The organism is Aeribacillus sp. FSL M8-0254, from assembly GCF_038008845.1.
Lineage (GTDB): Bacteria > Bacillota > Bacilli > Bacillales > Aeribacillaceae > Aeribacillus > Aeribacillus composti.
Map to the genome: position 1 here is coordinate 852931 of NZ_JBBOZY010000001.1, position 20723 is coordinate 873653.

At 38.3% G+C, this 20723-nt stretch carries 23 protein-coding genes; 18 read left to right on the forward strand and 5 right to left on the reverse strand.

The window, feature by feature from the left end:
• Positions 1–109: 109 nt before the first annotated feature.
• The 13 genes from NSQ44_RS04180 to sufB all read left to right on the forward strand — a co-directional run bounded on the left by NSQ44_RS04180 (position 110) and on the right by sufB (position 11856).
• On the forward strand, positions 110–469 hold the full coding sequence (locus tag NSQ44_RS04180) for an arsenate reductase family protein (RefSeq protein WP_066249190.1): 360 nt from the start codon (positions 110–112) through the stop codon (positions 467–469).
• A 63-nt stretch (positions 470–532) separates the two neighbouring features.
• Complete coding sequence (gcvH, locus tag NSQ44_RS04185) at positions 533–916, forward strand: glycine cleavage system protein GcvH (protein WP_340855202.1); 384 nt, start codon at positions 533–535, stop codon at positions 914–916.
• 791 nt (positions 917–1707) lie between these two features.
• On the forward strand, positions 1708–2058 hold the full coding sequence (locus NSQ44_RS04190; RefSeq protein ID WP_063386937.1) for a toprim domain-containing protein: 351 nt from the start codon (positions 1708–1710) through the stop codon (positions 2056–2058).
• Positions 2059–2074: 16 nt separating this feature from the next.
• Positions 2075–2386 carry a thioredoxin family protein gene (locus tag NSQ44_RS04195; protein ID WP_340855205.1) on the forward strand — a complete coding sequence of 104 codons (312 nt, stop codon included), beginning with the start codon at positions 2075–2077 and terminating at the stop codon, positions 2384–2386.
• A gap of 114 nt (positions 2387–2500) precedes the next feature.
• Entirely contained in the window at positions 2501–2815 is a 315-nt protein-coding gene (locus NSQ44_RS04200; protein ID WP_340855209.1) for an SCP2 sterol-binding domain-containing protein, read from the forward strand.
• Positions 2816–3080: 265 nt separating this feature from the next.
• The gene (locus NSQ44_RS04205; RefSeq protein ID WP_063386934.1) at positions 3081–4106 is read left to right on the forward strand and encodes a methionine ABC transporter ATP-binding protein; all 1026 of its coding nucleotides are present in this window, start codon (positions 3081–3083) and stop codon (positions 4104–4106) included.
• Entirely contained in the window at positions 4099–4767 is a 669-nt protein-coding gene (locus NSQ44_RS04210) for a methionine ABC transporter permease (RefSeq protein WP_066249196.1), read from the forward strand. Before NSQ44_RS04205 ends, NSQ44_RS04210 begins: the two co-directional genes overlap by 8 nt.
• A gap of 18 nt (positions 4768–4785) precedes the next feature.
• The gene (locus NSQ44_RS04215) at positions 4786–5631 is read left to right on the forward strand and encodes a MetQ/NlpA family ABC transporter substrate-binding protein (protein ID WP_340855212.1); all 846 of its coding nucleotides are present in this window, start codon (positions 4786–4788) and stop codon (positions 5629–5631) included.
• Positions 5632–6669: 1038 nt separating this feature from the next.
• Positions 6670–7455, forward strand: a complete 786-nt coding sequence (sufC, locus tag NSQ44_RS04220; RefSeq protein ID WP_063386930.1) for a Fe-S cluster assembly ATPase SufC — start codon at positions 6670–6672, stop codon at positions 7453–7455.
• Between the two features lie 17 nt (positions 7456–7472).
• Positions 7473–8783: a Fe-S cluster assembly protein SufD gene (gene sufD, locus NSQ44_RS04225; RefSeq protein ID WP_340855213.1), complete on the forward strand. Its 1311-nt coding sequence runs from the start codon at positions 7473–7475 to the stop codon at positions 8781–8783.
• Positions 8783–10003, forward strand: a complete 1221-nt coding sequence (locus tag NSQ44_RS04230; protein ID WP_340855214.1) for a cysteine desulfurase — start codon at positions 8783–8785, stop codon at positions 10001–10003. Before sufD ends, NSQ44_RS04230 begins: the two co-directional genes overlap by 1 nt.
• Entirely contained in the window at positions 9993–10427 is a 435-nt protein-coding gene (sufU, locus tag NSQ44_RS04235; RefSeq protein WP_063386927.1) for a Fe-S cluster assembly sulfur transfer protein SufU, read from the forward strand. Before NSQ44_RS04230 ends, sufU begins: the two co-directional genes overlap by 11 nt.
• A 31-nt stretch (positions 10428–10458) precedes the next feature.
• Positions 10459–11856: a Fe-S cluster assembly protein SufB gene (gene sufB / locus NSQ44_RS04240; RefSeq protein ID WP_063386926.1), complete on the forward strand. Its 1398-nt coding sequence runs from the start codon at positions 10459–10461 to the stop codon at positions 11854–11856.
• Positions 11857–12904: 1048 nt separating this feature from the next.
• On the opposite strand, the gene NSQ44_RS04245 is transcribed toward sufB, so the two are convergent.
• Positions 12905–13180 (reverse strand): SMI1/KNR4 family protein, encoded by a 276-nt coding sequence (locus tag NSQ44_RS04245; RefSeq protein ID WP_340855218.1) that lies wholly within the window; start codon positions 13178–13180, stop codon positions 12905–12907.
• A gap of 529 nt (positions 13181–13709) precedes the next feature.
• Between NSQ44_RS04245 and NSQ44_RS04250 the strand changes: the two genes are divergently transcribed.
• From NSQ44_RS04250 to NSQ44_RS04260, 3 genes are read left to right on the forward strand one after another with little or no spacing between them, the layout of a single operon-like run.
• On the forward strand, positions 13710–14600 hold the full coding sequence (locus NSQ44_RS04250; protein WP_340855221.1) for a DUF72 domain-containing protein: 891 nt from the start codon (positions 13710–13712) through the stop codon (positions 14598–14600).
• Positions 14593–16002, forward strand: coding sequence for a bifunctional metallophosphatase/5'-nucleotidase (locus NSQ44_RS04255; RefSeq protein ID WP_066249209.1), 1410 nt, complete (start codon positions 14593–14595; stop codon positions 16000–16002). The genes NSQ44_RS04250 and NSQ44_RS04255 overlap by 8 nt, the downstream gene beginning before the upstream one ends.
• A gap of 57 nt (positions 16003–16059) precedes the next feature.
• Positions 16060–16368 carry a YunC family protein gene (locus NSQ44_RS04260; RefSeq protein WP_063387095.1) on the forward strand — a complete coding sequence of 103 codons (309 nt, stop codon included), beginning with the start codon at positions 16060–16062 and terminating at the stop codon, positions 16366–16368.
• 251 nt (positions 16369–16619) lie between these two features.
• On the opposite strand, the gene NSQ44_RS04265 is transcribed toward NSQ44_RS04260, so the two are convergent.
• Positions 16620–17597 (reverse strand): M23 family metallopeptidase, encoded by a 978-nt coding sequence (locus tag NSQ44_RS04265; RefSeq protein WP_130157080.1) that lies wholly within the window; start codon positions 17595–17597, stop codon positions 16620–16622.
• 196 nt (positions 17598–17793) lie between these two features.
• Here NSQ44_RS04265 and lipA point away from each other — a divergent pair, with 196 nt between their 5' ends.
• On the forward strand, positions 17794–18690 hold the full coding sequence (gene lipA, locus NSQ44_RS04270) for a lipoyl synthase (RefSeq protein ID WP_340855224.1): 897 nt from the start codon (positions 17794–17796) through the stop codon (positions 18688–18690).
• A 93-nt stretch (positions 18691–18783) separates the two neighbouring features.
• On the opposite strand, the gene NSQ44_RS04275 is transcribed toward lipA, so the two are convergent.
• Positions 18784–19416 (reverse strand): YhcN/YlaJ family sporulation lipoprotein, encoded by a 633-nt coding sequence (locus NSQ44_RS04275; protein WP_063387092.1) that lies wholly within the window; start codon positions 19414–19416, stop codon positions 18784–18786.
• A 114-nt stretch (positions 19417–19530) separates the two neighbouring features.
• On the opposite strand from NSQ44_RS04275, the gene NSQ44_RS04280 reads away from it, so the two are divergent.
• Complete coding sequence (locus tag NSQ44_RS04280) at positions 19531–19806, forward strand: YutD family protein (protein WP_063387091.1); 276 nt, start codon at positions 19531–19533, stop codon at positions 19804–19806.
• A 62-nt stretch (positions 19807–19868) separates the two neighbouring features.
• Here NSQ44_RS04280 and NSQ44_RS04285 read toward each other — a convergent pair whose 3' ends face one another.
• Both NSQ44_RS04285 and NSQ44_RS04290 read right to left on the reverse strand, forming a co-directional pair.
• The gene (locus tag NSQ44_RS04285) at positions 19869–20150 is read right to left on the reverse strand and encodes a hypothetical protein (RefSeq protein ID WP_063387090.1); all 282 of its coding nucleotides are present in this window, start codon (positions 20148–20150) and stop codon (positions 19869–19871) included.
• Positions 20151–20208: 58 nt separating this feature from the next.
• The gene (locus NSQ44_RS04290; RefSeq protein ID WP_063387089.1) at positions 20209–20475 is read right to left on the reverse strand and encodes a DUF3055 domain-containing protein; all 267 of its coding nucleotides are present in this window, start codon (positions 20473–20475) and stop codon (positions 20209–20211) included.
• Between the last annotated feature and the right edge of the window lie 248 nt (positions 20476–20723).

Sequence of the window (20723 nt, forward strand, 5' to 3'; positions counted from 1 at the left end):
TTTTTTGTTTTCAATGGGGATTTGAAAAATTTATTGATCAAGTTATTATGTTTGTCCAATTCGGATATGATAAAATATTATTGGTGTTGTATGAAGGAGGTGAGAAGGAATGGCTTTAACAATGTACTGGTATCCGAAGTGCGGAACTTGCAGAAAAGCGAAAAAATGGCTGGAAGATCACGGAATTGATTTTCGTGAAATACATATCGTGGAAAATCCTCCTTCTAAAGAAGAGTTAAAATCCTTTTATGAAAAGAGCGGATTGGAGTTAAAAAAGTTTTTTAACACGAGCGGTCAAAAATATCGTCAATTAGGTTTAAAAGAAAAAGTAAAAACAGCAACAGATGAGGAGCTCTTTGATTTGCTCGCATCAGACGGTATGCTCATTAAGCGGCCGATTGTTACCGATGGGGAAAAGGTGACCGTTGGCTTTAAAGAAGAGGAATTTGAGAAGATTTGGGGAAATTAAATTTAGAAAAGATTCTATTTAAATAGAATTCTCATATAAAAATGATAATTGGAGGGAATGACATTGAATACACCAAAAGAATTGCGTTATTCTGAAGAGCATGAATGGGTAAAGGTGGAAGGTGACAAAGTAAGAATTGGAATCACTGATTTTGCGCAGTCTGAACTCGGTGACATCGTATTTGTTGAACTTCCAGAAGTTGGAGATGGAATAGTCGCTGACGAACCTTTCGGTAGCGTTGAATCAGTGAAAACAGTTTCTGAGCTTTATGCCCCTATCAGCGGAAAAGTTGTTGAAGTGAATGAGGAATTGGATGACAATCCTGAATATGTAAATGAATCTCCTTATGAAAAGGCTTGGATGATTGTTGTTGAACCAAATGACATTCAAGATGTTGAAAAATTAATGACAGCTGAAGAATATGAAGAAATGGTAAAAGAAGACTAATATGAAACCCCCGTCTCCCTTTGAGAAGGGGGTTTCCTTTTCTTGTGCGCCCGGCATGGGTGTAATCTATAGGGTGAAAGTCCAGAGCTGCGAAGGCAGAAGTAGAGGTTAGCTCAACGAAAGGGTGTCCGTGGTGACGCGGAATCTGAAGGAAGCGAGCGGCAAACTTTAAGGTCTCTCGGAACACGAACTTCATATGAGGCTAGGTATCACTGGGTGAGTTTGCAAGACAAAACAAAGCCCTTTCTGCCGAAGGTGATACAGAGTAAATGAAGCAGATGGATGGAAGGAAAGATTACACTCTTACCCGGGGAGGTCTGGCTGGCACGCCAAGTAACCTTGGTAACCTATCTAGTGATAGATAGCTGAACAGTCAGAAGTCAGCAGAGGTCATAGTATTAGTTGGTCTAGAACAACTAAGAAGGACCGAACAATTAAGAGAGAATAGCCCTTGGCATTCAGTGAGTCATGATGAACACAGAAAACGTAGTACCTCACTTGAGGGAGGAAGCGGTGAATCCCGTGGGAGATCTCTTGGAGGGTGGAGTGACCACTGGCATAAAGAGAACAGCTATTCACGGAAGTTATAAAGACTTGCGTCAATTATCTTAATGGAACCGCCGTATACGGAACCGTACGTACGGTGGTGTGAGAGGACGGGAGTTAATCGCTCTCTCCTACTCGATTATAAATGGAAAAGTGCGGACAATCAAAGTGTTTTGTGTGAAGGAATCAACCACTTCATTTAGAATAAGTATATATCAAAAAGCATCTATAAGCAGGTGATAACAATGGCACTGATAGAAATTGAGAAAGTTATCATTGTTGAAGGAAAGTCTGATAAGAAAAAAGTAGAGAAAATTATTAATGAACCTGCTGAGATTATTTGTACAAATGGCACGTTAAGTTTGTCCAAGCTCGATGAATTGGCGGAAAGCTTATTTTTCAAGGATGTTTATATTTTAGTCGATGCGGATGAAGCAGGAGAAAAATTGAGAAAACAAATTAAGCGGGAGCTTCCGGAAGCCAACCATCTATATATAGACAAAATGTACCGTCAAGTTGCATCCGCACCTGAACAGCATATTGCCGCCGTTTTGCTGAGAGCAAATATTGATGTACATGCAAGATATTTATCATAAATGTGGAGTGTGTTCAATGATTGAAATAACAAAAGAGCAATTAGATACGATTAGCGATGAAGAGCAAACCATTATATTTTTATATACACCTTTTTGCGGGACGTGTAAATTAGCTAAAAGCATGCTGGAAATTGTAGAAAAAATCATTCCTTCCATAAACATATATACGAAAGATTTGAATTATATCCCTGAATTTGCTGAAAAATGGAAAATTGAAAGTGTTCCATGTTTATTGATCTTTAAAAAAGGACAAATTGCCGAAAAAATATATGCGTTTCATTCTATTGACTATTTATATCAAAAGTTAAAAAGTTTTTCTACCATATAATTATATTTCCTGAGAAATATGTCAGTTTTTTTTAGAAAGCGTCGACAACTCCCAGCAGGAAGAAGGAAAGCTAGAAAGAATGAGTAAAATAAAATATTTGCTGGAGGGTTGTCAATGTTTGATTTTTTATTAGAAAAGGCAAATGATCATCATTTTTTAAAGCCTTTATTTCCGGCACGTCCTATGTTTATTGCTTTTGAGTTTGGCCCAAGCATTTATTGTTATCAATTGGATTTGGAAGGATTAAGACGAGTTGATGGAAATATCGAATCCATTGATGTAAAAATTATAGGAAATGAAGAGCAAATGGAAGAGCTCATTACAGGCCAGCTAAAGCTCCAACAACTAATGAAATTGAAAGCAGTAAAAGTTGAGGGGAGATTTCGGGATATTTTAAGATTAGAATCTGTCTTGTCTTTATTGGTCTAACAGGTTAAAATAGAGTAAATATATCGGAAAAGAATATATTGACACAATGTTTGTTGAATGGTACAATCTCTCCCAGTTAGTTTGTATTGTTTAAAATAATGTTTTAATAGAAAAATAGCGGGTGCACATGTACAATAAAGCTTTGTCTACAATTGCGTTGAAAAAAAGGAAGGTCAATTGAATGTAATCGTGCCTTTCTGCAGCTGTGCAGGAAGGCTTTTAGTATTAAACCGAAGCTGCTGCATGTGTGAAAGAAGGTGTAAACATGATTTCTCTCAACGGTGTTACAAAAATTTATCATACGAATCATAGCCAAGTAAAAGCTGTCGATCAAGTTGATCTTCAAATCCAGAGCGGAGAAATTTTTGGGATCATCGGATACAGCGGTGCTGGGAAGAGTACATTAATACGCTTGTTAAATGGTCTTGAAAAGCCGACAAATGGGACAGTTGAAGTGGCGGGAAAAAGAATAGACCAAATTAAAGGAAAAGAACTGAGATCCGCCAGAAAAGAGATAAGTATGATCTTTCAGCATTTTAATCTATTGTGGTCAAGAACAGTGCGGGAGAACATCGCTTTTCCATTAGAAATTGCTGGCATGAAGAAAAGCGATCGGCTCAAAAGAGTTGATGAACTTATTAAACTAGTAGGTTTAGAAGGAAAAGAAGATGCATATCCCTCGCAATTGAGCGGAGGACAAAAACAGAGAGTTGGCATTGCAAGAGCTCTTGCGAACAATCCGAAAGTTCTTTTGTGCGATGAGGCGACTTCTGCTTTAGATCCTCAAACGACTGATTCCATCCTAGATTTGCTTGTAGATATTAACAAGCGATTAGGTTTAACGATTGTTTTGATCACCCATGAAATGCATGTAATTCGAAAAATTTGTCATAGAGTGGCTGTGATGGAAAACGGGAAGATTGTTGAACATGGTGATGTGTTGACGGTTTTCCGAAATCCGAAGGCTAACATTACAAAACGATTTGTTAAACAAGTTACAGAACCTGATGAAACAATGGAAACGATTGATTACCTGCTTGAAAAGTACAAGCATGGAAAGGTTGTCAAACTTACCTTTGTAGGAGACAGAGCGGAGCAGCCTATGATTTCAAAAATTATTAAAGAGTTCGATGTAGAGGTTAATATTTTGCAAGGGAAAATTTCACAAACTCAAAGTGGATCCTACGGAACGTTAATCATCCATTTTGATGGAGATGAAACTACAGTTGAACAAGCCATTGAATTTATTCGCAATCAACAAGTGGAGCTGGAGGTGATTGCGAATGTTTGAGACATTGTTGCCAAATGTAAAATGGGACAAAGTCATTGATGCAACTTATGAAACGGTTTATATGACAGCTGTTTCTGTATTTGCTACATTTTTTCTCGGAATTATATTAGGCCTTTTATTGTTTTTAACGTCAAAGGGGAACATGTGGGAAAATCGGTTTATCCACTCCTTTGTTGCAGCAGTTGTCAATGTATTCCGTTCAATTCCCTTCATTATTTTGATCATTTTGCTGCTTCCTTTTACAAAAGCAATCGTTGGTACCATTTTAGGTGCTAATGCTGCACTTCCTGCACTCATCATTGGTGCTGCCCCTTTTTATGGAAGGATGGTGGAAATTGCACTGAGGGAAGTTGACAAGGGGGTGATTGAAGCTGCAAAATCGATGGGAGCTACAATGAGCACAATTATTTTCAAAGTACTGCTTCCAGAATCGATGCCTGCTTTAGTTTCAGGAATAACTGTCACAGCAATTGCGTTGGTAGGTTATACAGCCATGGCAGGCGCCATTGGTGCCGGTGGTCTTGGAAACCTTGCCTATTTAGAAGGATTTCAGCGTAATCATAGTGATGTAACATTTGTTGCGACTGTACTCATATTGATTATTGTATTTATCATCCAATTGATCGGCGATATGATTACAAGAGCAATTGATAAGCGTTAAACGAAGGAGGAAAATAATATGAAAAAATGGCTTTTAGCGACTGTTTTAGGTGCGACGATGATATTTGCTTCTGCTTGCGGAGGTGGAAGTAATCAGGGAGGCAGCTCCGGCGGCTCTGACAATGAGAAAAATGAAGTAATTAAAGTTGGCGCATCTCCTGTTCCACATGCAGAAATTTTAGAGGAAGCAAAACCGCTTCTTGAGAAAAAAGGATATAAATTGGAAATTGAAGAATTCACTGATTATGTATTGCCGAATAAAGCTTTAGCGGAAAAGGATATTGATGCAAACTACTTCCAGCATATCCCTTACCTTGAAGCACAGAAACAAGAACATGGATATGATTTTGTCAATGCCGGCGGAATTCATATTGAGCCAATTGGCGTATATTCAAAAAAATATAAATCTTTAGAGGAGCTTCCGGATGGAGCTACTATTATCATGAGTAACTCAGTTGCTGACCATGGACGCATGCTGTCAATGCTGGAGGAAAAAGGTTTAATTAAGCTGAAAGATGGCATTGATAAAACGAAAGCAACAGTTGATGACATAGCTGAAAACAAAAAGAATTTGAAATTCAAAACAGACATCGAAGCGCCAATGTTGACGAAAGCTTATGAAAACAATGAAGGCGACGCTGTATTAATTAACGGGAACTTTGCTCTGGATGCAGGACTTGACCCATCAAAAGATGCCATTGCTCTTGAATCGCCAAAAGACAATCCGTATGTAAACGTCATTGCTGTCCGCAGTGAAGATAAAGACTCTGAAAAAATTAAAGCTCTTGTAGAAGTGTTGCAATCAGATGAAATTAAAGAATTTATTCAAACAAATTATCAAGGCTCCGTTATTCCTGCTGAATAATCAATTGGGAAGCTGTGCATATTTACGCGCAGCTTCTTTTTTTGGACCAAGCTGAGCTGGTATTGTTTGGACAAAATTTCATTTAAATTTAAGAAAAATCGTACGAACTTAGGTGAAATTTATACCGCCAAATAAGCAAATAGAAAGTGCTGTTCATTTCAATTAAGCGCTTCAGCAGAACATAAGAAAGGGAATGGGGCATTTACTCAACATAATTTTACAATTGCTTGCTTCAAAAAGGTTGAGCTATCAATAGCATGATCGATCAGTGTCAAATGCAAGATGAATATTGTATTTTTTCTCTCCAGCGGGAATGCAGCCGAAAGGAAATATATGAAGCAGCAGGATTTGCACCAGCTTTCGAAGAAGGACTTGTGATGAGCTTAGCGGCCGCATTTAGAACGGAATGTTTTGCATGAAAAATAAATAAAGATGTAATTTTCAGTATTTTTTAGTATTTGTAAGATTGAACCTTTAATCCTTTCTCATTGGCTTAAAATGGGTTTTAAGCTGTTTTAATCAGCGATACAGCAGGTTGCTTGCAAGCTGTAATCATTGCTAACATTAAATTGTATAAAAAATGAAAGGATTGGTTCATTATTTATTTAAACCAAGAAATGATAGACATTAAATTTACGTCTGAAATGGAAAAAGCCATGCATCAATTTCACGGAATGGGATATAACGAATATAGGAGAACACATAAGAAGCGAATGAAGGTTGAAAGAAAAAGAGAACGAAATTACCGCAGCAGCCAAATTGTAACAGCTAATCTGAAAGGGAAATTGTTTTTGTCTACGCTAAACTAAATCAGCCAGTCAGCAAAGACTGGTTTTTCTTTTTATTGAATACATACAACAAGTTTGTTTGAATGATACTAAGATGACTATATACTTTGTTCCTAAAAATTTGGTAATATGAATAATGTTGTGAGATATTAAAAGGTTGTATTCATTTTTAATTTGTTATAAAATAATAATGAGAATAAATTGAGAATGATATTAATATTTGACCTATAGATTAATGGAGGTATTGGTTATGTCAGGATCTACATTAACGATTAAAGATTTGCATGTTTCCGTAGAAGGGAAAGAAATTTTAAAAGGCGTGAACCTTGAAATAAAAGGCGGAGAAATTCATGCGATTATGGGGCCGAACGGAACAGGAAAATCAACTCTTTCCTCCGCGATCATGGGACATCCAAAATATGAAGTGACACAAGGCTCCATAACTCTCGACGGACAAGATGTGCTTGAGATGGAAGTAGATGAGCGAGCGCGTGCAGGACTTTTTCTTGCCATGCAATATCCAAGTGAGATCAGCGGAGTCACAAATGCTGATTTCTTGCGTTCAGCTATCAACGCCCGCCGAGGCGAAGGCAACGAAATTTCTTTAATGAAATTTATTCGCAAAATGGATGAAAAAATGGAATTTCTTGAAATGGATCAAGGGATGGCGCAGCGATATTTAAATGAAGGATTCTCGGGCGGTGAGAAAAAGCGGAATGAAATACTTCAATTAATGATGCTTGAGCCTAAGATTGCCATCTTGGACGAAATTGATTCAGGCTTAGATATTGATGCGTTGAAAATTGTTTCCAAAGGCATCAACGAAATGCGGAGCCCTGAGTTTGGCTGCTTGATTATTACACACTATCAACGTCTGTTAAACTATATTACACCAGATTTTGTTCATGTTATGATGCAAGGAAGAATCGTGAAATCCGGTGGAGCAGAACTAGCTCAGCGTCTTGAAGCAGAAGGATATGACTGGATTAAAAAGGAATTAGGCATCGAAGACGAAACAGTAGGGCAAGAAGCGTAAGCGTTAGGAGGATCAAAATGACTGTAGAAACGAAACTACCGTTTGACCAGAAATATATAGAAAATTTCTCCAAACAGTTAGGAGAACCGGACTGGCTGAAAGATCTTCGCTTGCTTGCTCTTGCAAAAGCTGAAGAGCTTCCATTGCCAAAGCCGGATAAAACAAAAATCGACAAATGGAATTTCTCTCAGTTTTCTAAACATGTCGTTTCCAGCAGCACTCTATCTTCTCTTGATGAGCTGCCGGAAGAAGTAAAAACGCTTATTGAGGCAGATGAAGAACATAAAAATCTCTATATACAACGTGACAATACGCCTGCTTTTTTGACAGTCTCTGAAGATTTGAAAGAAAAAGGAGTTATTTTTACTGACATTCACACGGCTGCGAAGGAACACGGAGACTTGCTTCGGCAATATTTTATGAAAGATGGAGTAAAAATTGATGAACATCGGCTGACAGCTTTGCACGCAGCCTATTTAAACGGCGGGGTCTTTGTGTATGTGCCGAAAAATGTAGAAGTGGAAAAGCCTCTTCAGGCGGTTTTTATACATGAAAACCCTGAAGCCAATTTGTTTAATCATGTGATCATCGTTGCGGATGATAATAGTTCTGTTACGTATGTCGAAAACTACATCTCGACCACCGAAACAGAGGGTGCTGTGTTTAATTTAATTACCGAAGTTATCGCCAATACTAATGCGAAAGTTTCCTACGGTGCGGTTGACAATCTGACTGAAAACATCACAACATATGTGAACCGCCGCGGGGTTGCTGGACGCGATGCAAAAATTCTTTGGGCATTAGGATTAATGAATGACGGCAATACGATTTCTGAAAACACAACAAATCTTGTCGGAGACGGTTCTATAGGCGATACAAAAACAGTTGTTGTTGGGAGAGGAAGCCAAATTCAAAACTTTACGACGAAGGTCGTTCACTTTGGCAAACATACCGAAGGCAACATTTTAAAACATGGTGTTATGAAAGACAGTGCGACGTCCATTTTTAACGGCATCGGCAAAATTGAGCACGGTGCATCGAAATCAAATGCTGAGCAGGAATCCCGCGTTTTAATGTTAAGTGAAAAGGCAAGAGGAGACGCAAATCCGATTTTGCTCATTGATGAAGATGATGTTGTCGCCGGCCATGCCGCATCTGTGGGACGTGTTGACCCGATTCAGCTCTACTATTTAATGAGCAGAGGAATTTCAAAATCGGAGGCTGAGCGATTAATTATTCATGGATTTTTAGATCCTGTTGTAAGACAAATGCCGATTGAAAGTGTAAAAAACCAATTGACAGAGGTTATTGAAAGGAAAGTTCGGTAATGGATATTAAAGAAATTCGCAAACAGTTCCCGATCCTTAGTCAAAAGGTCAACGGCCGCGATTTAGTTTATTTGGATAATGCTGCAACATCGCAAAAGCCAAATGTCGTCATTGATGCAATCACAAAATACTACCGCGAGTACAATTCAAATGTGCATCGCGGTGTTCATACACTTGGTACAAAAGCTACAGATGCCTATGAAGGTTCACGGGAAAGAGTTCGTCAATTTATTAACGCAAAATCCGTCCAGGAAATTATTTTTACACGGGGAACAACAACAGGACTAAATATGGTGGCACAGAGCTATGGAAGGGCCAATTTAAATGAAGGCGATGAAATTGTCATTACGTACATGGAGCATCATGCCAATTTAATTCCATGGCAGCAAGTTGCAAAAGAAACAGGAGCTACGTTAAAATATATACCACTAAAAGAAGACGGAACTATCTCATTAAGTGATGTTCGAAATACGATTACAGCCAATACGAAAATTGTTTCGATTGCGCTCGTATCCAATGTTCTTGGCACGATCAATCCAGTAAAAGAAATAGGCGAAATTGCTCATCAAAACGGAGCTGTTCTTGTCGTAGATGCTGCTCAAGGAGCACCACATATGAAAATTGATGTTCAAGATTTAAATTGTGATTTTCTTGCTTTCTCTGGACATAAAATGTGTGCTCCGACAGGAATCGGTGTTCTATACGGAAAAAAAGAGCTGCTCGAAAATATGGAGCCGGTTGAAACCGGCGGAGAGATGATTGATTTTGTCGGTTTATATGAATCTACATGGAAGGAGCTCCCATGGAAATTTGAAGCTGGTACACCAATTATTGCCGGAGCAGTTGGATTAGCCGCAGCAATTGACTTTTTAGAAGAAATTGGGCTTGAGAATATTTTCAATCATGAACATAGACTTGCCCAATATGCATTGGAACAATGCTCAAATATTGAAGGCATGACAATTTACGGACCGAAAGAACGGGCTGGGCTCGTTACCTTCAACCTCGAAGGCATTCATCCTCACGATGTGGCAACTGTTCTGGATGCGGAAGGTATTGCGATCCGAGCCGGGCACCATTGCGCCCAGCCATTGATGAAATGCTTAAAAGTATCAGCGACAGCACGGGCGAGCTTTTATCTATATAATACTGAAGAAGAAATTGATTTATTCATTCGCGCAATTCAAAAAACAAAGGAGTATTTCGGCAATGTCATTTGATAATCTTGACACATTGTATCGTCAAGTCATTATGGATCACTATAAAAATCCTAGAAATAAAGGCTCTCTTCAAGACAGCGTTACGGTTGACATGAACAATCCAACCTGCGGTGATAGAATTCATTTGACAATGAAAATTGAAGATGGAAAAGTCATCGATGCGAAGTTTGAAGGGGAAGGCTGCTCCATTTCGATGTCATCGGCATCCATGATGACCGAAGCGATCAAAGGACAAACGATTGAAAATGCTCTGAAGCTTTCTAAAATCTTCTCCGATATGATGCAAGGCAAGGAATACGATGATGATATTGATTTAGGAGATATTGAAGCATTGCAAGGCGTTTCAAAATTTCCAGCTCGAATCAAATGTGCAACGCTTGCCTGGAAAGCGATGGAAAAAGGTGTGCGATCTGAAGTCGAGTGATAAAATTTAAATTAGATTGGAGTGAGAAAGTATGGCGAAAAAAATGCCTGAAATAGGCGATTATAAGTATGGTTTTGTCGATAAAGACGTTTCTATTTACCGAGCAGAACGCGGATTGACAAGAGAAATTGTTGAACAAATTTCGAAAATGAAAAATGAGCCTGAGTGGATGCTGCAATTCCGCTTGAAAGCTTTAGATCATTTTTATAAAATGCCAATGCCTCAATGGGGCGGCGATTTGTCTGCTTTAGATTTCGATGAAATTACTTATTACGTAAAACCTTCTGAACACTCAGGACGTTCTTGGGATGAAGTTCCAGAAGAAATTAAACGTACTTTTGATAAGCTCGGAATTCCTGAAGCGGAACAAAAATATTTAGCAGGTGTTTCTGCCCAATACGAATCAGAAGTTGTGTATCACAATATGAAAGAAGACCTTGAAAAAATGGGCATCATTTTTAAAGATACAGACAGCGCCTTAAAAGAAAACGAGGACATCTTTAAAAAATATTGGGCGACGGTCGTTCCGCCGACTGATAACAAATTTGCCGCTTTAAACTCTGCAGTTTGGTCAGGGGGTTCATTTATTTATGTTCCGCCTGGAGTAAAAGTTGATACGCCTTTGCAAGCATATTTCCGAATTAATTCAGAAAACATGGGACAATTTGAACGGACATTAATTATAGTTGATGAAGGTGCCCACGTTCATTATGTTGAAGGATGTACGGCGCCTGTCTACACAACTAACTCGCTGCACAGTGCTGTTGTAGAAATCATTGTGAAAAAGGGAGCCTATTGCCGCTATACAACAATTCAAAACTGGGCAAACAATGTGTATAACTTAGTAACGAAACGTGCGGTTTGTGAAGAAAATGCAACAATGGAATGGATTGACGGAAACATCGGTTCGAAATTAACTATGAAATATCCTGCAGTCGTTTTGAAAGGTGAAGGTGCACGCGGCATGACATTGTCCATTGCCCTTGCCGGTAAAGGTCAACATCAAGATGCAGGAGCGAAAATGCTTCATTTAGCTCCGAATACTTCATCTACGATTGTTTCGAAATCGATCTCGAAACAAGGTGGAAAAGTAACGTACCGAGGTATTGTCCATTTTGGTCGGAAAGCAGATGGAGCACGTGCAAATATTGAATGCGACACATTAATCATGGATAACCAATCAACTTCCGACACGATTCCATATAATGAAATCTTAAACGATAATATATCTTTGGAACATGAAGCAAAAGTATCGAAAGTATCTGAAGAGCAGCTGTTTTATCTCATGAGCCGCGGCATTTCTGAAGAGGAAGCAACCGAAATGATCGTCATGGGATTCATTGAACCATTCACAAAAGAGCTGCCAATGGAATACGCCGTTGAAATGAACCGCCTCATCAAGTTTGAAATGGAAGGAAGTATTGGATAATCCTTATAATACTAAGGGGGTGTCTAATAAGTCGTTTTTACGGCTTATTGACGCCCCCATGAATGTTTTAGAAAAGTTGATATATCGGTGTTTATAATTTTTTGTTTTCAATGGGGATTTGACTTTCTGGACAGTCCCACAATTCACCCACAAAAATTAAATATTCATGTTTGTATACCGTTAATACAACTCCAGTGCCTCGTCCTCAATTTTCTTGGTCACATGGAGATATGTGTCAGCGGTTATTTTTATGCTTTAGTATTTTAATCTTTCGCTCCAGCTAAAGGAGAGCATCATGTAAAGAAAGAACAGGGAGTTTGCATGTTTGCACGCTTCTGAGGCTGTCACAAGCAGGAAACGTCACTCACCGGACTATTTCAAAGGTTTACATTGCATAACAGCTTTTCTCCAATGCCAATAGTGGCTGTGAGAAAGAAGAATCAGAAGGCTTTAAAATTTCCCTTGCCCCTCTCCTCTAGAACACCATAAATGATGGCTTACGTTTTTCTATGAGGCTTGAACATCTTCTCATACAAAAATAAAACCGAGCCGCAAATTACAGTAAGGAGAATAAAAGATAACAAGAAAAATAATGGATTGATAAAACCAAATGCTATATTATTTGCAGTAATTTCATCTCCTAATAAAAATTCATCATATTAGGAGTATAAGATGTTGGCCAAATATAACTGTTCCTAAAATACATAATTATGGAGTGCAAGAGAAACAATCACGGCTTCTTTCACGATCTTCAACACAACCACCTTAATACATTTGTATTGCGCGTCATTTTCTGAAGCCGCATCCTTTTTAATGAGACCCTTTCATAAAGAAGAAGCAAACTTATTTATACGATCAAAATATATTTAGCCCTAAGCGATAATTTACCTATTAAAATCCCATGTCCATTCCCAAAACTTACTACCTTGGGCTACTATAAAGTAATCAAACCATTTTTCAAAAGTCAGGTTTAGAAACCCAAACGGATCGTCCAAACTTCTGCCGTTGTCAAGCCAATAAAGATATCCTTTTCTTTCGGGAGCTAAAGCTATAATGAGCCGCAGCCAACGTAGCCATATCCAATAGGAAACCAATCTGGAGGATAATCAATATATTCTAGTATCTCTTCGACAGATAATAATTGCAGTCCACCTCCGTTTTCAGGATCATCAAATAATGTAGCACCATTACATATTTTCAGAAAGGTTTCATAGTCACTAGGAATATTAAAAGGCAGCTTCTTGATTTCTTCATCTGTTACAGGGGGATTGAAACGAAATTGTAGTTTTCCTAAAAATCCTTCTTCATTTTGAACAACCAGCATATTCTTTTCATCTAGTCTTTTATTCAAAGCATCTAAAGTCAATTGATTCGTACTGACATGTTGTGGCTATCACTCTTTTATCATTCATCCAGCAAGGACTAACAATCTTTCTATGGAAATCCTTTTACAGTTGTATGAGGTTACTAAAATTGTCGAATACGGTGTATTTTATCATTTGGCCAAACTGTGCTCTTATATGTTTATTATACCATTTTCTGTAATTTTTCTATCTGAAGTAGTCCAATTGGCAGCATCAGCTTTTTCAAGTTGTAAATGATGAATCTGTGAATTATTTCCTGATCATAGATCCTTATAACATCTTTACTTTACCTGTTTCTTCGATCAGCAAATGTACAGGATGAGATATTTGAACTTTTTTGTTGCAAAACTCTTTATTTTTATTGTTGTTATAAATACAATGTCCAAAAATACTGCCAGCCTTTTATAACAAAAAAGTGCTTAAATCGTGAATCTTTTTCGATGCTGTATTATGATGAGTATATAAAGACTACATTGATAGGAGTCAGAAATGATTTACATAGGCTTGACAGGTTGGGGAGATCATGATTCTCTCTATCCATCCGGGACATCATCGAATGATAAATTAACGATTTATGCAGGACATTTTCCTGTTGTTGAGGTCGATTCCACTTTTTATTCGATACAGCCTGAGAAAAACGTTCGAAAATGGGTGAACGAGACGCCCCAAAATTTTCAATTCATTGTAAAGGCGTATAAAGGAATGACTGGACACGAAACAGGCTTAGGATCTTTCGAAAGCCGCTCAGAAATGTTCGCTGCTTTTTATAAAATGATTCAGCCCTTTCAAGAAGCGAATAAATTGGCAATGGTCCTTTTTCAATTTCCCCCTTGGTTTCACTGCAAAAGAGAAAATGTTGATTTCTTGCGATGGTGCAAAGAGCAAATGAAGGATGCCCCTTGTGCACTAGAATTTCGCCACCGCTCCTGGTTCCTTCCTACATATTATGAAAAAACGCTTCAATTCATGGAGAAGGAAGGGTGGATTCACACCATTTGTGATGAGCCGCAGGCAGGGGAAAATTCAGTTCCGACCGTATTATATTGCACGAATAGAGAAAAGACCTTGGTAAGATTTCATGGACGAAATGTTCATGGATGGCTGAGGCCAAAAGAAGGGAATTGGCGTGAAGTACGATATTTATATAGATATAATGAACAAGAGCTTGATGAATGGAAAGGACACATAAAAATGCTGAAAAAGCAAACTAAAGATCTCTATCTCATTTTCAACAACAACTCGGGCAAAGACGCGGCGGACAATGGAAAAGAACTGATGAAAAAGTTAGGAATTACATATCATGATTTAGCGCCAAGGCAGCTTGATTTATTTGAGTGTTTTGAAAAGTATCCGACTGAAGGAGAGAGCGACTTTGATTGAGACGGTTCATATATATCATACGAATGATCTGCACAGCCATTTTGAAAATTGGCCGAAAATCGTTCATTATCTAAAAACAAAAAAACATATTCATAAAAGTAAAAACGAAACTGTTTTTTTATTCGATATCGGCGATCACGTCGATCGCTTTCACCCAATTACTGAAGCGACCGGGGGAGTCGCAAATGTTGAGCTGCTGAATCATTTAACTCCAGATGCAATAACGATTGGAAATAATGAAGGAATTACTCTTCCTTTTGAAGCATTGGATCGGCTGTATAATCATGCACAATTCCCTGTCATTGTGTCTAATTTATTTTACTTAGACGGTACTAGACCAAAATGGGCAAAGCCTTATGTGATTAAACATTTACAAAATGGAGTCCGAATCGGTATTTTAGGCGTAACGGTTTGCTTTGAGCAATTTTACCGTCAGTTAGGGTGGATGATAACAGAACCGATGGCAAATATAAAAGAAACATTGGAGGAAATCCGGGGCAAAGCAGATGTTATCATTCTTTTATCACACCTTGGAATATCCGATGATGAATGGATTGCTCAACAATTTCCTGATATCGATGTTATATTAGGAGCCCATACACATCATGTGCTTGATCGTGGAAAGCTTGTAGGCAATACGCTTTTGGCGGGAGCAGGAAAGTTTGGACAGTGGCTTGGACATATTGAACTTAAGATCGACTCTGCTCAAAAGAAGCTGGTAAATAAAAAAGCGGAGATTATTGAAACGAAAACGATTGAAAAAGAAGATGTTTTTACTATAAAGTGGCTTGATCAAAAAAAAGCTGAAAGTGCTCAAAAACTTAACGAAGCTGTTGTGGAATTAAAAGAAGAATTACGGATTGATTGGTTTTCAGATTCACCATTTGCAAAACTGTTGGCTTCCGCTTTAAAAGAATGGTGCGATGGGGAAGTTTCCATGGTGAATGCCGGAGTATTGCTTGAATCGCTTCCGAAAGGACTCGTCACAAAAGGCGATTTGCACCGGATTTGTCCTCATCCGATTAATCCTTGTAAAATCATGGTTCAAGGCGATCAATTAAAAGAAGTTATTTTACAAGCACGGACAAAAGAAATGGAGCAATTGAAGCTTAAAGGATTAGGCTTCAGAGGCAAAGTAATGGGGCGTATGGTTTTTGACGGCATTGAAACGGTCATGGAAACGTTGGAAGATGGCAAGGAACATGTGAAAAAGATCTTTGTAAATGGAAAACATCTTGATCAAAATCATGTGTATGCAGTGGCAACTATTGATATGTTTACATTAGGTCCATTATATCCGCAATTAAGCCGTGTAAAGAATAAAATATACTTCATGCCTGAATTGCTAAGAGATGTACTTGCTTGGAAATTATCGAAACAGTTCCTGCAAATCCATCAATAAATTTTTGTCAACATCACCTTTCCTTTCATAAAGTGAAGTAGGGAAGGAGGGTATTTTATGGTATCTGTATCGCCGGTTAAAATTGGTGATCATCAATTTACCGCCATTACCATTCAGCTGCCAAAAACGAATTTCATGGCTGTTACAGCCGAAAAAGGTTATATTATGTGCGGTGCGCTTGATGTAGCCTTATTGAATGAAAAATTAAAAGAGAGAAAAATTATTGCCGGCCGCGCTGTCGGAGTGAGGACAATTGAGCAGCTTCTTGAAGCCCCATTGGAATCAGTCACAACAGAAGCGGAGGCAATTGGCATTAAAGCAGGGATGACAGGCAAAGAAGCACTATTGAAAATGGTAGAAAAATAAAAAACAATCATTATCTTTTTATAAAAGAATGATTATTGCTCATCTATAGTGTACAGATGAAAGAAGTTTCCAAAACGTACCATCTATGAATTTAAATAAGATGTATTCCTTAATGGATTTTTTTCAACAGACATGAAAAAGTATTTTCTATCATTTGATCAGCGATATAGTCGCAAGTAATTGCCATTCAGTCGAGTAAAAAACATAAAATTGATTCATAAAGAGCCCGTTCCTGAGTTGGTGCGGGCTCTTTATTTTTTTTCTTTTTGCCATTCAAGCCGTTCCCATAGTTTTAAATGCGGATAAGGGTCAAAAGACCACTCGGTTTTACCGTTGTCTTTATACATCCCGTAATGCAAGTGCGGCGGGAATTTGCCAGATGTTCCTGGAGGGCCGTAGCCGCTGCTTCCGACAGAACCGATGATTTGCCCCGGTTTTACGATTTGTCCAACGTGAATGTCTTTGGCAAAGCCGTTTAAATGTGCAAAATAATGGTACGTATTCTGAATGTCCCGAATACCGATTCTCCAGCCCCCATAGCGATTCCAGCCTTTCATTTCGACAATTCCGTAACAAGTGGAACGAACCGGTACGCCATAATGTGCAAATATATCTGTGCCTTCATGAATTCTCCGGCCGCCCCATCCGCGCGCATCTCCCCATGTGTCACGGTAGCTGTAATCAGTTCTGACGGGAAGAGGAAAAGCATGCTCGTTTAATTGCAGATGCCCGAAATGTTTGAACAATTTCATATGACCTAAAATAATTCCTACCGTTTTATCACGGTGATAATAAGACCATAAACCAATTTTTAAATTTTCTATATCATTACCATATTTTGATAAAAAATGTGCAAAACTATATAAGACATCTTCATCATGATCCATTTGCGCTTTGCCGTCGCCGTTTCCATCCATTCCGATTCCCCCGAACAGCTGAATGCTAACAGGATTTTGGTCGTTCAGATTCGGATTGGCTGTCCCAGCCCATTTATCAGGAGGAATGTAAATGCCAATAACTCCTTTTTGTTTTGGGATATCATTTTTTATTTTTCTGACGTTTCGTTCGTATTGGTCGCACGCAGCCAATACATACCAAGGAATCTGGGTGATGGCTTCCACCTTTTTATACAGGCTCATTCGCAAATGATTTATTTGTTGTTCAGTTAATTGACTGGACGCATTTGCATGACTGGAAAATAAAGATAAAAGTGCAGCCAATAATAACATTTTTCTGAGAACCACAATTGATAAACTCCTTTCCATCATGTCATGTCTTAGTGTAAGAAAAAAGTAAAGTTTCAATGGCTGGAAATTGAAGGAATATAAAATTCCTTTTTCTTGTCCAATATCTTTCCTTATGTTAAATTGACTATAGTGTATCATCTTTATTTTTTTAATGATTACATATTGGAGATGATGAAAAATGGCTCAAAAAGAAGAAAGTTTACGAAAACCTGAATGGCTTAAAATAAAATTAAATACAAACGAGAATTACACAGGGTTAAAAAAATTGATGCGCGAGCAAAAGCTTCATACGGTTTGTGAAGAAGCGAAATGCCCCAATATTCATGAATGCTGGGCAGTGAGAAGAACGGCAACATTTATGATTTTAGGAAGCGTTTGTACACGCGCATGCCGCTTCTGTGCAGTGAAAACAGGACTGCCAACCGAGCTTGATTGGCAAGAGCCGGAGCGTGTAGCGGATTCCGTCCGCATTATGAACTTAAAGCATGTTGTCATCACTGCAGTTGCCCGTGATGATTTGAAAGATGGCGGAGCAGCCGTTTTTGCTGAAACGGTTCGTGCTGTGCGCAAAAAAAATCCATTTACTACAATAGAAGTTCTTCCATCTGACATGGGCGGAGTGTACGAAAATTTAAAAACATTAATGGATGCTAAACCTGATATTTTAAACCATAATATTGAAACTATTCGGCGCTTAACCCCAAGGGTTCGCGCTCGTGCAACCTATGAACGTTCTTTGGAGTTTTTGCGGAGAGCAAAAGAAATCAATCCGGATATTCCGACAAAATCAAGCATTATGATCGGGCTTGGGGAAACGAAAGAAGAAATTATCGAAGCGATGGACGACCTTCGTGCAAATCATGTTGACATCATCACAATCGGACAATATTTGCAGCCTACGAAAAAACATTTAAAAGTTCAAAAATTTTACCATCCAGATGAATTTGCAGAATTAAAAGAAATTGCTTTGTCAAAAGGATTCAGCCATTGCGAGGCAGGTCCGTTAGTCCGTTCGTCTTATCATGCTGATGAACAAGTAAATGAGGCAGCCAAACAGCGGCAGGCAAAAGCTTAAAGCCACAGAGCCGTCAAGAATTTCTTGACGGCCCGTTTTAATAAAAATAGGTAAATAACCTCTAAAAAATTCACCGATGCATCAACGTTTATTTCATTGATCTTTTATGTCGTGATCAATACTTTCGTTCATTTCTCCGAATCCTTCGCCATTTGCATTTTCACCAGCATTCAATTTTCTTCCTTGGGGAGACTTTAACATGCGCTGAATGGTCTGGTTTAAATTGCGGTTAATATTTGGAGACTCTCCATCAAGAGTGCTGTATGATTCGATTTCATTAAACAGATTAGGATTATCGGTTACATAAATATGAAAATAACGCGGAACAATGGATGCAGCTGTCTTTTTCACTTGGTCAGCTGTTTCAAATTTGTTGTTTGAATCTGTTTTATACGCTATAAGAACTTCTTCATCTGTTACGAGCGTAGCAGCATCATGAACATTTGGAAGCTGGACGGCAAGCCTTCCGATTACGTCTGCTAATTGTTCCCGATTGATGACAGGAGTTTTTACTGTGGCTTTCTCTATTCCGGCTGTTGGACTTTTTTGATGCCGGACATATCCAAAGCTGTCTGAATCTTTATTGCTGTTATAATTATCATTTCTTTCTGCCACGTTTACCGTATTCCCGTTTTCATTATATAGACCTTTTCCTTCTTGATCATATTGGCACCCGCTGGCTGCAAGCGCAGCTATGATAAAAGGAGTAAAAAGCCTTTTTTTCATTTCAGCACCTCCTTATAATTTTAGGATTGCCGCTTTTAAAAAATTGTTGTCAGGCAATTGATGGAGGGAAATCATTTGTTTATGATAAACATATGGAAGAGGGTGAATTTGTAAATGATCACAATTTTTAATCAAACATACGAGCTTATAAAAGATTTTAAAAATGGTTTTAATGAAGAGGCTTTTAAAGCAAGGTACAGTGAAATTTTAAACAAATATGATTATATTGTCGGCGATTGGGGATATAGCCAATTGCGGCTGAGAGGATTTTTTGATGATCAAAACCAAAAAGCAACACATGATACGAAAATCAGCTCATTAGATGAATATTTGTATGAATATTGCAATTTCGGCTGTGCTTATTTTGTATTAAAGAAAATAAAAAAATAAACGCCAGATGCAAAAACATCTGGGTGTGAAAAAGTAATCAGGACGCTATACAGCCGTCCTGATTACTTTATTTCATACGGGTCTTCTTCATTTTTATCAGGTTCATCATGAGGAGGATGACTGCCCGGAAATTGTCTCGGCAAATTCTGATGCAAGGATTTGAATTCATAGTTAAAACTGCTGTATGGACGCTGACCTTCTTCCCAAGGTGTGCTTTTATTCTCCACAGGTTCATCCTTTCCCCGCGGAGCTCCGTAGGCGCCTTCCGGCATATCCTCCGGGATAATATAGTTTCGCATTGTTTCCACTACTGAAAAATCAGTATATTCATTTTGTTTGTCCATTTTGTTCACCTGTCCATGATTTTACCATTATCGTTCCTCATGGAAGGCAATTTATTCATTAGACGATCTCATATAAAAACTCCCGAAGCTCTTTTGCGTCTTCATCATTTAATTGATAAACATCTTCTAAATACCCCGGTTCTTTAAGATCATCTTCCCCAATGATCGCAAACCGGTTGCTTTGCAAATTTAGTACAAGATATTTTCCGTAATAGCGGTCCGATTGAATAATGGCTAAATCAAAGCGTTGATTTTCTCCCATAAAGCTAACAAATCTTGTTTTTGTCTCGACGGTTTCATCATACAAAAAAAAGCGTTCGGCCATGGTTCATTACCTCCGTTTCTTATAATTGCATTGTAGCATAAGATGATGCATTCACAACGATTTATCGCAAATTTGTGAGAAAAGTTACCTCTGCTTCGATTCGCATAGCGATTTTTCTGTTGAAATAGAAGCAAAATAACACAATTTTTTTATCAGCTCGCACATCTGCTGCCAATCAGCCATGATTTCTGTATCGAATGGGAAGTTAATTGGAGAAACATATCATGAATCGGCACGAAAGTCATATT

Excerpts from the sequence above, each read along its gene's own strand:
- NSQ44_RS04230 (WP_340855214.1), top strand. The coding sequence starts at position 8,783 with ATGGATATTAAAGAAATTCGCAAACAGTTCCCGATCCTTAGTCAAAAG.
- sufD (WP_340855213.1), top strand. The coding sequence starts at position 7,473 with ATGACTGTAGAAACGAAACTACCGTTTGACCAGAAATATATAGAAAAT.
- NSQ44_RS04280 (WP_063387091.1), top strand. The coding sequence starts at position 19,531 with ATGATCACAATTTTTAATCAAACATACGAGCTTATAAAAGATTTTAAA.
- NSQ44_RS04210 (WP_066249196.1), top strand. The coding sequence starts at position 4,099 with ATGTTTGAGACATTGTTGCCAAATGTAAAATGGGACAAAGTCATTGAT.
- NSQ44_RS04195 (WP_340855205.1), top strand. The coding sequence starts at position 2,075 with ATGATTGAAATAACAAAAGAGCAATTAGATACGATTAGCGATGAAGAG.
- sufB (WP_063386926.1), top strand. The coding sequence starts at position 10,459 with ATGGCGAAAAAAATGCCTGAAATAGGCGATTATAAGTATGGTTTTGTC.
- sufC (WP_063386930.1), top strand. The coding sequence starts at position 6,670 with ATGTCAGGATCTACATTAACGATTAAAGATTTGCATGTTTCCGTAGAA.
- NSQ44_RS04275 (WP_063387092.1), bottom strand. The coding sequence starts at position 19,416 with ATGAAAAAAAGGCTTTTTACTCCTTTTATCATAGCTGCGCTTGCAGCC.
- sufU (WP_063386927.1), top strand. The coding sequence starts at position 9,993 with ATGTCATTTGATAATCTTGACACATTGTATCGTCAAGTCATTATGGAT.
- NSQ44_RS04285 (WP_063387090.1), bottom strand. The coding sequence starts at position 20,150 with ATGGACAAACAAAATGAATATACTGATTTTTCAGTAGTGGAAACAATG.
- NSQ44_RS04205 (WP_063386934.1), top strand. The coding sequence starts at position 3,081 with ATGATTTCTCTCAACGGTGTTACAAAAATTTATCATACGAATCATAGC.
- NSQ44_RS04190 (WP_063386937.1), top strand. The coding sequence starts at position 1,708 with ATGGCACTGATAGAAATTGAGAAAGTTATCATTGTTGAAGGAAAGTCT.
- lipA (WP_340855224.1), top strand. The coding sequence starts at position 17,794 with ATGGCTCAAAAAGAAGAAAGTTTACGAAAACCTGAATGGCTTAAAATA.
- NSQ44_RS04265 (WP_130157080.1), bottom strand. The coding sequence starts at position 17,597 with ATGTTATTATTGGCTGCACTTTTATCTTTATTTTCCAGTCATGCAAAT.
- NSQ44_RS04200 (WP_340855209.1), top strand. The coding sequence starts at position 2,501 with ATGTTTGATTTTTTATTAGAAAAGGCAAATGATCATCATTTTTTAAAG.
- NSQ44_RS04250 (WP_340855221.1), top strand. The coding sequence starts at position 13,710 with ATGATTTACATAGGCTTGACAGGTTGGGGAGATCATGATTCTCTCTAT.
- NSQ44_RS04215 (WP_340855212.1), top strand. The coding sequence starts at position 4,786 with ATGAAAAAATGGCTTTTAGCGACTGTTTTAGGTGCGACGATGATATTT.
- NSQ44_RS04245 (WP_340855218.1), bottom strand. The coding sequence starts at position 13,180 with ATGCTGGTTGTTCAAAATGAAGAAGGATTTTTAGGAAAACTACAATTT.
- NSQ44_RS04290 (WP_063387089.1), bottom strand. The coding sequence starts at position 20,475 with ATGGCCGAACGCTTTTTTTTGTATGATGAAACCGTCGAGACAAAAACA.
- NSQ44_RS04180 (WP_066249190.1), top strand. The coding sequence starts at position 110 with ATGGCTTTAACAATGTACTGGTATCCGAAGTGCGGAACTTGCAGAAAA.
- NSQ44_RS04260 (WP_063387095.1), top strand. The coding sequence starts at position 16,060 with ATGGTATCTGTATCGCCGGTTAAAATTGGTGATCATCAATTTACCGCC.